Origin of the sequence: Cyclonatronum sp. (genome assembly GCF_022565315.1) — a bacterium.
GTDB lineage: Bacteria > Bacteroidota > Rhodothermia > Balneolales > Cyclonatronaceae > Cyclonatronum.
The window spans coordinates 1-10311 of sequence record NZ_JAIUMX010000117.1; the positions used below are offsets into that span (position 1 = coordinate 1).

Genomic DNA, 10311 nt, shown 5'->3' on the forward strand with positions numbered 1-10311 from the left:
GTGAAAAGAATGACTGAAATAGAGCTGATCGGCATAATGATGGCACAAATCAGCGGCGACAGGGTGCCGGTTACCGCATAGCTCAGCCCGATGATGTTATAAAGGAGGGAGATGGCGAAGCTCACATAAATAATGGTGACGGAGCTGCGGGAAAAGGCCAGCACCCGATCGAGCAGGCTGAGGGAGCCGGCTTCCATAATTACATCGCTTGCCGGGGTAAAGCTGCTCGTGTCTTCGGCCAGAGAGATGCCTACGGTGCTTGAGCGCAGCGCGCCGGCGTCGTTGAGGCCGTCGCCTATCATCAGCACTTCCTGTTTGCCGGCTTTGAGACCTTCCACAAAGGAAAGCTTGTCGTGCGGGCTCTGTTTGAAGCGCAGCCGCTCGGCACTCCCGAAAACAGGCAGCAGGTTCTTCTTTTCCTGATCGTTATCGCCGGAGAGCAGAAATACGCTGTCGGTGAGGCGCGTACGAAGGCTTTGGATAAGCTCGCTCATGCCGAGCCGGTACTGATTCTGAAGTTCAAAGTAGCCGGGTATGATGCCGTCGAAGCTCACATAAACCCGCGATGCCAGCGCATCGGCCTCAGCATCTTTGGAAACGCCGACCCATGCTGCCGAGCCGAGCTGCACTTTATGGCTGCCGAAAACAGCTTCAACGCCTTTACCGCTTTCTTCACGGTAGCTGTCCGGCTTCACCAGGTATTCGCGCAGGGGTTGATTTAGCTCAGTTTGCAGGTGCTGGTACACCGCACGACCCAGCGGATGCGTGTTTTCATGAAGGGCTGAGATCAGCAGCCGGTTTTCTTCCGGCTCCAGGTTGCGGCCGGCAAAGGCAACTTTGGCCTGATCGCGGTGCGTGAGCGTGCCGGTTTTGTCGAATACCACGCTCGTTACGGCGGCAAACTGCTCGGTTACTTCCGAGTTTTTCAGATAGATTTTGTTCTTGCCCAGAATTTTGGTTGCCCAGCCCAGGGTGAAGGGGGCTGAAAGCGCAATGGCACAGGGGCAGGCGATGATGAGCACGGCGGTGAAGGCGTTCAGGGCCAGACCGGCTTCCCCGAAAAACAGCCAGTACATGGCTGAAACGGTGGCAACGCCTAAAATGGCAGGGGAGAAGTAGCGGCTGAAGCGCCCCGAAGTGGAGTGCAGGCCTTCCGGCTTGGGCTTGCGGAAGGCTTCGCTGTTCCACAGGCGGGTGAGGTAGCTGCTGGAAACCGGCTTCACCGTTTTGAAGCGGGCCGATGTTTTTACGTTGCGGCCGCCGGCATACACCAGGGCACCTTTCTGAATGTGAACCGGCTCGGATTCTCCGGTTACAAAACTGTAGTCGAGCCAGGCTTCTTCTTCAAGCAGGATAGAGTCTGCAGGTACCAGCTCACCGTTGCGGATCAGAATTTTGTCGTCGGCTTCGATGCGGGTCGCGGCAACGCTTTCCTCATCCCCCTGCTTCGTTATGCGGATAACCGAAAGCGGGAAGTAGGATTTAAAGTCGCGGTCGAAGGAAAGGCTTTCATAGGTTTTCTGCTGAAAAAGGCGGCCAACGAGCAGGAAGAAGACCAGCATCGCAAATGAATCCATATAACCGACGCCCATGCCGGAAAGGATTTCGTACAGGCTGCGGAAAAACATGGCCATGATGCCCAGCGAAATGGCGATATCCATGCTCCATTGCCGCTGCCGGATGCTCGCCAGGGCGGGCTTGTAAAAATCGAGGGCGCTGTACAGAAAAACAGGGAGGGCGAGGATGATGTTGAGTCCGCCGAAAAGCTTGAGAAACTGCGCGTCGATGCCGCCGGGGCCCGCCAGGTATTCCGGCAAACTGAACAGCATGATGTTGCCAAATGCAAAACCCGCAATGCCGATTTTGAGCAGCTGCGGGCGGTTGGTGGCGCGCTGTTTTTTTGTGCTGAGGTGATCGAGGCTCAGGTCGGGCTCGTAGCCGATACGGCTGAGCAGGGCGGCAAGGCCGGAAAGGGGCAGCGCTTCTAAATTAAAGGTAATGGCAGCCTCGCGCCGGTCGAAAAAGACTTCAGCGCTTTTTACGCCTGAATCGAGCTTGTGCAGGTTTTCGAGCAGGTAAATACAGGAGCTGCAGTGAATCTGCGGGAGCCGGAGCGTAACCCGTGCGGTTTTGCCGTCATTGAAATCGAGCAGCGGCTGCATCACCTGAGGGTCGTCGAGGTGGGAAAACTGAGAGGCCTGCTTCACCTTCCGCATGGAAATGCCGGGATTCTGCTGGTCTATTTTATAGAAAGATCCCAGGCCGCTCTCGTTGAGCAGATCATACACCGTATGGCAACCGTGACAGCAAAAATGCGCGTCGCCGGAGGCAGATGTAATTAATTCCTCATCACAGGGCTCACCGCAATGGGTACACTGGGTTTTCTCTAACAGTTCAGCTGACATAACAGGTGTTGCGGAAAAAAGGTCAGATCTGAGCTTTACGCTCAAACTGGAAAAGTCCGTTGCTAAGATGGTTAGACAGGTCGAAAGCAAGGTCTTCAAGGGTAGTGTTGCGAAGCCAGTCTTCAATGTCACCCCTTTTTTTACCCCACTCCTCATGGAACGGACAGGGCTCAACATCCCCGCATCCGCTAATTCCCAAAAAGCAGGTTTTGAAGAAATCATCACCTTCAACAGCAGTCACAATATCATAGATAGAAATATCAGACGGCTCTTTGGCCAGATAAACCCCACCGTGAATTCCCCTGCGTGTACCGATGATGCCCGGCTCAACAAGGCGGGTCAGCATTTGGCTCAGATAGGTGCTTGGGCTGTTTAAGGGTTCGGCCAGCCTGGCTGCGGAAACAGCAGTACCTTTCTCCTGACGACTCAGGAAGATCAGAGCTGTAAGCGTGTATTGGGTGCCTAAAGAGAGAAATTGCATAATCTTATATTCTATATCGGATATTGATATTAGAATATAGGGCAACTTCTGCTTAGATAAAATCTAAATCCTAATTTTTTATTTCAGTATTTGATTTTGCCCTGCCAAAAATGATTTAAAACCTGTTTTTGCCTTTTCATCATGGCCTTCAGACAGTTAGCCGGCCTTGAAATGTGTGCTCATCCTTTAGGGTTAGCAGCAAAGGGCGGGGCAGCAGGGGGGCGGAACCGGACACTGAAGATTTGGTAAAGCGTGTCAGGCCTGCTGCCAGCTGGTTTCGAGCAGGGCTGTTACCTTATGATCAGCTTCCCGCACCAGCATGTGCTGAAAGTGCGTGAGGCCGGGTTCCCCGGTTTCCGACGGCCTGATGTATGAGCTGATGCGGTCGTTGAAGAACGACTCGGCCTTAAACACGATATCGATGCGTTTGAGCATGCCGCGGGAAAAGAGTTCATCCGGTACGGCTTCGAGGCCCCACTCTGCGTAGGTTACGTTGGTAAGATGGCCGTTGAGGTCGATATCGTGCCGCCTCACCCGAAACACAGGCACTTCGCGATCCGGCTCAGCCTCCGGGGCCCAGTCGCGCAGCCTGCTTCCGGGCTGCGCCAAAATTTTGGGCCCGAAGCTCGTGCTGATGCTTTTCACCGACTCCGGGATTGGGGTAACCCGCCGGAGGTTGAGGTCCAGAATTACCCAGGCTGAGGTTGCCTTTACCAGCGTTTCACCGGCTTCGTTTTCCAGTTTGTAATCCCGGTAGGCCAGCAGCTTGTCAGCGCCGCTCGGGTAAGTTGTAAGGGTGATGCGCTCCCCGTCGGCAGGCTGCTTTTCGATGTGTACGGTGAACCGCTGAAGAACCCAGGTTTTGCCGGTGCTGTGCAGCTCGCGAACCGACCAGCCCAAAAGATCGGCATGTTTGCCGGCGCCGTACTGAAGGATGTTGAGCAGGGATGAAATGGTCATGAGCCCGCGGGCATCTGTTTCGTAGGTTCTGACGGTGTGGTTGAAAATAAAGGGCTGCATGGAAAATAGATTCAGGATGCGTGTGAGTGTTGAAAATTAAAGGTGTTTTAAAATAAGTATGTATATGAGGCTTACAAGAAGTGGTACCTTTTTTGATTTTTGGGAGGGTGTGCAGCGCTGTCTTAAATCAACGAAAAAGGAATCAGCCTTGAAGTCTGTGTGGTATTGAAGCTTGTGACCACCACGGAAGACCTTCCCCCGAAACGTTTATGGCCTGCCGCTGATATCGCGCCAGCTGCGGAAGTAAGCCCGCAGTGCATCGAGCTCATCTGCGGTGCGGCCGGCATCGCCGGTGAGCGCGAGCCAGGAATCGAAGTAGTGATCGGCCGCATACTGATGCCCGTATCCGCGGGGCGCTGTGCCGGCGGCCATATCGGCCATCAGCTGAAGCATGGTAACAACCGGATACCAGCGCAGGCTTTCGCTCACATCGGGGCCGCGGGGCGATTGCAGCCAAACCGGTTCCCGGAATAAAAAGCGTGGCGCGAAAAAAACCACCGGGTCGCTGGCATATTGCAGGAAGGCCATACGGAAAGGCCCCCATTCGGCATCGAAGGCTTCATTTTCAAGGCCGCCGTTCTGATTGGCGAAGCGCACAACGCTGCCTTCCCGGAAACGAGGTTTCCAGAACGGGGAATCCGTTTCGCGCTGCTGCGTTATAGAAAACCAGGTTTGGCTGCGGAAGGGAGGACCGCTCCAGAATACGCCGTGAAACGGATCGTGGATGATGTCGAACAGGTCGAAAGAACGGTCGGAGTTGAGCGCGCCCAGGCTGAGGCCGTGCAGGTACAGGCGGGGGCGCTGCCCCGGGTCGAGGGCTGACCAGTACCCGTAAATTTTCTGAAACAGGGCCCGGGCAACTTCCTCTCCGGGCTCGCTATCAACCATAAGCGACAGGAAGCTGGGAAGGTAGGAGTATTGCAATGCAACGGATGCTACATCGCCGTGGTGCAGGTATTCGAGGGGCGCGATGGAATGCGGATCGACCCAGCCGGTGCCGGTAGGGGTTACGATCACCAGAATTTTACGGGAGAAAGCATCGAGGCGTATCAGCTCCTGCAGGGCAAGGCGGGCGCGCTCCTGTACGTCGTCGGAGGCGTTCATGCCGGCATAAACCCGGATCGGGCTAAGCGCCGGCTGCCCCGATAATGCGGCGATGCTGCCGGCATCGGGGGTTTCATGCAGGAAGCGCCGCCCCTGAAAGCCCATGTCTTCCCAGTTTAGGAGGGATGCGCTGCTGCCGGTGCGCATCGGGTCGGAGGGCTGCTCGAACTCGGCATCCATGTAGGCATCAACCTGCTGGTATGCGGAATCGGCTGAGCGCAAAATGATAGTGAGCAGGAGGCCGTCAACCAAGGCCCAAAACACCAGAAAAGCCCCAAGAAAGCCGGCTGCAACGGAAACGCGCCGCGGCAGAAACCGCTGAAAGCGGAACTTTATTTTCCGGTAAACCCAGTGAAAAATCCGGAAAAGCAGCAGGGTAGCCAGAAAGGTGAGCAGCGCGATAAGGCCTGTAAACCAGGGCCGCATCCGGTGCTCGGCCTCAAGCTGCATCAATTCGCGAACTTCCTGCTGCCAGTCGCCGGAGTACCAGAATGAAATTCCGGCGACCGTTAAAAAGAGGGCACCTGTAATGGCCTGAAAGGTGATCAGGGGCCGGCCGCTGAGCCGGGGCAGCTCGAGATAGCGCCAAAACCGCACGCCGCCTACGCCAATGCCGTAGCCGGCAGCAAAGGAGAGTCCGGAAACCAGGCCCTGAAAAAAGGCCGGCCGGGGAAGCAGGCTTGGGGTGAGAGAGAGCGCCAGGAAAAAAGTGCCCAGCAGAATGCCTGTAGTTGAGAGGGAGCGGATGAGAAAACCGGAGGCCTGCTGCACAGCGCCGGCATCTGCCGTTTTAAAAAGCAGCATGAAAAAAAACGAGACGAAATAAAGATCGGTAGGTAGCTAAAATGAAAGATAGGGCTAATCCCTATACTATTGCTGATGGTTTTTCTGCCGGTTTTTTGCGCTTTCAGGCATCAAAGGGGGTTAATGTGAAAAAACAGTTCCAATATTTTTGATAACGAAGGTGTAGATGTATTTGGCGTCTGTACGTGGCCGGCTGATATGGTTTTCCGTAGGCTACTACCTGAGCGGGCTTCAATTCTGAGCTTGTAAGCGGTGAAAGCACCCCGGAGATCAACTGTGGTAATAAAAAAAGCGGTCACCGGTAGTCCGGGCCGCTTTTTTTATGTGTATTTCAGCAAAGCTAAAGTTCAGGCTCCAGCATCACAGGGTGCGGAGTATGAACCGGGTGCGTCTCGTCTGTGATGTGAAAATCAGATCTTCCCAGCACATTACGATACAGATAAAGCAGTGCAGATTTGCATTGTTCCGTTTTACGGGTACGAAGCCCGCGGTAATGTTGCAGGGATAGCAGATACAGCCGGATTTCATTGTCAGATAGCTTCAGAGGGTGTTTTTTGTAGTGAAAAAGAATGAAATCCATCACCCAGCGGCGGTACTGCTGAATGGTTCTGTCCGAATAATGTTCGGATTCCATAAGCAGGGTAAGATGAGTAAGTAGTTTCATATTTAAACCTGGGAATCAGCTAAAGGTATTATGGTTCAGTTTGTTTTTGTTTCGGATTTAATAGCGGTAATAAAAGCCGCAGGGCATTGCTGCATTCGGATAGTTCCCGTTGGGTGCAGCCGTATTTATACTTTTGGCTGCTGATGAAGCAGTTTACTTTTTCGGCCAGCTGAGAAGTAGTTACAGCTGCCTCTGTATATTCCTTTAGAAAAAGCCAAACCCACTCTGAGAACATGAAGGCTTCTTTAGGGCTGCAGCTTGACTGCTGTAACTGCTTTTGATAGCTGTTATATAAGTAGTAGGGATTCATGAACTCATCATTGATGCTTGTAAGCTGATGGGGGCTACGCTGCTGTTTTGGATTTTGTTTGGTAATAGGTTCGGAACAGAGGCTGACACGGCCGGCAAATACGGTATTGAGTCAGATAACCCGGAAACCTTACAATAGTTTTTTTGATTTATTTTTCTATAGAGAGTGCTGCTTAGCCTAAAATTATTATTTTAAGTCAGTTAACGATTCCGGAAAACGCCTGAAATAAAATATCTTCACCCTCAACAATGAAACAATCTTTGAAAAAAAAGATAGCTGTATTGCTGTCACCGCTGATCCTGTTTGTACTAATTCAGTGCGATACGGTTAATCCCTATACTTACTCACAGCCGGATGAGGAGCAGCTGCTGGAAGCTTCGAAATTCCTGTTGTGGTACAATTCTGATTTTTCTGTCAGTGAACAGAATGAGGCCGAGGTGAAGAATGCAGCAAATATGTTTCGTCAGATTCGGCAGCGCTATGGGCTTAGAGATGCCCGCCTGTCCGAAACATTTGCCCTTCCATGGAATCCGCGTACAATTTTGGTACAGCTCAATATTGCTGACCTTCATCATTTTAACGCAACAGGTGAGTATCCATGGAATGAAGAAAGCGGTGTTCCGCTTCCTGAGCGCACACAAAAATTCAATGTGGGAGTTGAGTTTTTTGCGCTCTCATATAATTTTGATTTTAACCCGCACCAATTATGCGGTGCATTTATTACTGTTGAAGGGGTAGCCCGTTGCGATGCGAGCTATGGCGTTTTTCAGGCAGATACTATAGCACCGTTAATTGTGGAGAGAAAAGGGGAAGACCATCTCATATTTTGGTTTACCGGGCGGCAAAAGCAGTCAGAAAACCTTGCCCGTGTTGAAGTTGAGAACGGCATTTACCGGTTTTCTCAGGTTAAAGCAAATCAGGCTTTTTCAATGCAGCTGAATAATGATTTCCGGCTTTGGGGGCAATCGGTTTCACCGCGGGAGTTGTAGTGCCAAAAAATAGAACAGATGCGTTTTGATGCATCAGTTACAAATTTGCATTTTTAAAGCCAGCGTGGCTCATGGGCAGTAAAAGTTCGTTGCCGATAATGGGCTTTAGGCCAAATATTGGGCAAAAAAAGAGGCGGCCAATTCATGGGCCGCCTCCTGTATTGCGTTGTGCTCATTGCGAAAAGTTCTTTAAGCAAATCTTAAACTAAACAAGATTACTAAATCAACTTCCCAAATATACAAAGGGATCGCAGGCTGCTTGTTGTACTTATGACCCAAATCTTAGTACTTATGTCCCAAAATGCTTTGATATTGTAGCAATTCGGCTAATTGACGATATCTGAAGTGCTGATGAAGCAGGATTGAAAGTTTAAATTTGTCTCATTCACCAAAAAGAGGCGAACTGAGGTAGCGGTCGCCGCGGTCGCATGTGATGCACACAATGAGGCCTTCTTCGAGCTCTATTGCCAGCTTCATGGCCGCCTGAAGCGCGCCGCCACTGCTCATTCCCGCCAGGATTCCTTCCTCTTTGGCAAGGCGGCGGGTCATGCGGGTAGCTTCGGCCTGACTCACATCAATTATGCGGTCAACGCGGGCCGGCTCATAGATGGCCGGCAGAAATTCGGGCGACCAGCGCCGGATGCCCGGAATAGAGGAGCCCTCCTTTGGCTGCGTGCCAATAATCTGCACATCAGCGTTCTGCTCTTTCAGGTAGCGCGACACGCCCATGATCGTACCCGTAGTACCCATGCTTGACACAAAATGGGTGACTTTCCCTTCCGTGTCCCGCCAGATTTCCGGACCCGTAGTGCGGTAGTGCATCAGGAAGTTGTCGGCATTGGCAAACTGATTGAGCTGTACCCAACCTTTTTGCTGCGCCAGCTCGTCAGCGCGGGTGCGGGAGAGTTCGATGGTACCTTCAGCTGGGGTCAGAATCACCTGTGCGCCGTAGGCTTTCATGGTTTGGACGCGCTCGGCGGTTGAGTTTTCGGGCATTACCAGAACCATGTTCAGACCTTTGAGCCGGGCTATCATGGCGAGCGCAATGCCGGTATTGCCGCTTGTTGCTTCAATGAGGGTGTCGCCCGGCTTTACTTCGCCCCGTTCAAGAGCGCCGGTGATCATGCCGAGTGCCGCACGGTCTTTTACAGAGCCGCCGGGGTTCTGCCCCTCAAGCTTGCAAAGGATGCGGATGTTTTTCTTTATCGGGATGTGCTGAAGTTCGATTAAAGGCGTATTGCCGATGAGGTTTTCGATGTGCATGGGGGGATAGTCTTTTTCAGAAGCTATGTTAAATTTCGCAGCCAGGTCAGGAATGTGAAAGCGTTGATTCACGCTCTAAAAATAAGCGGGCGTTTTCCGTGAAGTCTGCCAGATTGGGGAATTGTTTGTCACTTGCGCTCATAATGCGCGTGCGGTCTTTTTTGGGAAGCTGCTCGAAATCGTGATGCACGATATAACTTTTAAACGGCAATTTTTTAAGGACAAACTCAAGGCAGCTTATGGTCGCAAGCCGGGCTTTATTTGCGTCTTTAACCGCAAAAAGATATATCGGGTGGCCGTTGGCATTCAGCTGATAATCAACCTCAAGATCATGACGGTCCGGGATGGGAGTAATGTTTTTCTGAGGTTTAAATGCTGAGAGCTCATTCATAATGAATGTGTCAAGCTGTTCAAAAAACAGGCTTTCTATCATTTCTCGTTTAAACTGACGCATGCTGCTGATTTTAGCAAGAGCCTGTGAGAAATGAAAGATCGCAGGAAGCAGTGAGTCAATCCGCGTTACGTAGCAAAGATTTCCGTCCTGCTCGCTTAATTTATTTTCAGCTAAAATCCGAGAGAAGATCAGCTCCTTGTTCGGGGTGTCCAGTTCATAATTGTAAGACAGCCGCATAATGGTCATCCCAAAATCACTGATGCGGATCTCTTCAGCAGGGTTTGCCGCATCAGGCGTGTTTCTTAGGTCGAGGTACATTTCAACCATATCTCCGTCTTCGTGATAAAAGGGCAGATAGAGCTGAAAAATGCCGGGGCGGACTTCCCGCATTTTGAACCGGTTTTGAAACTGACCGCTCAGGAGTTCATAGATTTGTGATGTTATTTTGGTCATTCAGAAACTGCAAAAAGCTAAACGATAAACACAAATATAAAAAATGAGGCTAATTACCCCCCCTTCACGCCTTCAGCCCTTCCGACTCCCTGCTGTAATAAATCTTTGAGTGCGGGGGCACGCTTTCGGTGATCCACACATTGCCGCCGATTACGCTGTGGTGCCCCACCCGCGTTTCACCGCCCAGGATGGTGGCGCCGGCGTAAATCACAACGTGGTCTTCGATATCCGGGTGACGCTTGCGCGAGGCGTCTTCTTTGCGCACGCTCAGGGCACCGAGGGTTACGCCCTGATAAATTTTGACGTGCTCCCCGATCCTCGTTGTTTCGCCAATCACAATGCCGGTACCGTGGTCGATACAGAAATGACGCCCGATTTGCGCGGAAGGATGGATGTCGATTCCCGTTTTGCTGTGCGCGTTCGA

The 10311-nt window shown here is 51.9% G+C and carries 9 protein-coding genes; 1 reads left to right on the forward strand and 8 read right to left on the reverse strand.

All coding sequences use genetic code 11. The annotated features are described in order from the left end of the window. From LAT75_RS13530 to LAT75_RS13550, 5 genes are all read right to left on the reverse strand, one after another. Positions 1–2405, reverse strand: a 2405-nt coding sequence (locus tag LAT75_RS13530) for a heavy metal translocating P-type ATPase metal-binding domain-containing protein (RefSeq protein ID WP_291483210.1), incomplete at its 3' end; no start/stop codon positions are given. A gap of 22 nt (positions 2406–2427) precedes the next feature. Then, positions 2428–2886 (reverse strand): Rrf2 family transcriptional regulator, encoded by a 459-nt coding sequence (locus LAT75_RS13535; RefSeq protein WP_291483211.1) that lies wholly within the window; start codon positions 2884–2886, stop codon positions 2428–2430. Positions 2887–3141: 255 nt separating this feature from the next. Next, positions 3142–3906: an acyl-ACP thioesterase domain-containing protein gene (locus LAT75_RS13540; RefSeq protein WP_291483212.1), complete on the reverse strand. Its 765-nt coding sequence runs from the start codon at positions 3904–3906 to the stop codon at positions 3142–3144. Positions 3907–4113: 207 nt separating this feature from the next. Next, positions 4114–5814, reverse strand: coding sequence for an alpha/beta-hydrolase family protein (locus LAT75_RS13545; RefSeq protein WP_291483213.1), 1701 nt, complete (start codon positions 5812–5814; stop codon positions 4114–4116). A gap of 340 nt (positions 5815–6154) precedes the next feature. Further along, positions 6155–6478, reverse strand: a complete 324-nt coding sequence (locus LAT75_RS13550; protein WP_291483214.1) for a site-specific integrase — start codon at positions 6476–6478, stop codon at positions 6155–6157. Between the two features lie 570 nt (positions 6479–7048). On the opposite strand from LAT75_RS13550, the gene LAT75_RS13555 reads away from it, so the two are divergent. Next, positions 7049–7777: a hypothetical protein gene (locus LAT75_RS13555; RefSeq protein ID WP_291483215.1), complete on the forward strand. Its 729-nt coding sequence runs from the start codon at positions 7049–7051 to the stop codon at positions 7775–7777. Between the two features lie 381 nt (positions 7778–8158). On the opposite strand, the gene cysM is transcribed toward LAT75_RS13555, so the two are convergent. The 3 genes from cysM to LAT75_RS13570 all read right to left on the reverse strand — a co-directional run. Then, positions 8159–9040, reverse strand: coding sequence for a cysteine synthase CysM (cysM, locus tag LAT75_RS13560; RefSeq protein WP_291483216.1), 882 nt, complete (start codon positions 9038–9040; stop codon positions 8159–8161). Positions 9041–9086: 46 nt separating this feature from the next. Then, positions 9087–9887: a DUF1828 domain-containing protein gene (locus tag LAT75_RS13565; RefSeq protein WP_291483217.1), complete on the reverse strand. Its 801-nt coding sequence runs from the start codon at positions 9885–9887 to the stop codon at positions 9087–9089. Positions 9888–9951: 64 nt separating this feature from the next. After that, positions 9952–10311 (reverse strand): serine acetyltransferase (locus tag LAT75_RS13570; RefSeq protein ID WP_291483218.1); only part of this gene is annotated, 360 nt, incomplete at its 5' end.

Excerpts from the sequence above, each read along its gene's own strand:
- LAT75_RS13545 (WP_291483213.1), bottom strand. The coding sequence starts at position 5,814 with ATGCTGCTTTTTAAAACGGCAGATGCCGGCGCTGTGCAGCAGGCCTCC.
- LAT75_RS13550 (WP_291483214.1), bottom strand. The coding sequence starts at position 6,478 with ATGAAACTACTTACTCATCTTACCCTGCTTATGGAATCCGAACATTAT.
- cysM (WP_291483216.1), bottom strand. The coding sequence starts at position 9,040 with ATGCACATCGAAAACCTCATCGGCAATACGCCTTTAATCGAACTTCAG.
- LAT75_RS13565 (WP_291483217.1), bottom strand. The coding sequence starts at position 9,887 with ATGACCAAAATAACATCACAAATCTATGAACTCCTGAGCGGTCAGTTT.
- LAT75_RS13540 (WP_291483212.1), bottom strand. The coding sequence starts at position 3,906 with ATGCAGCCCTTTATTTTCAACCACACCGTCAGAACCTACGAAACAGAT.
- LAT75_RS13535 (WP_291483211.1), bottom strand. The coding sequence starts at position 2,886 with ATGCAATTTCTCTCTTTAGGCACCCAATACACGCTTACAGCTCTGATC.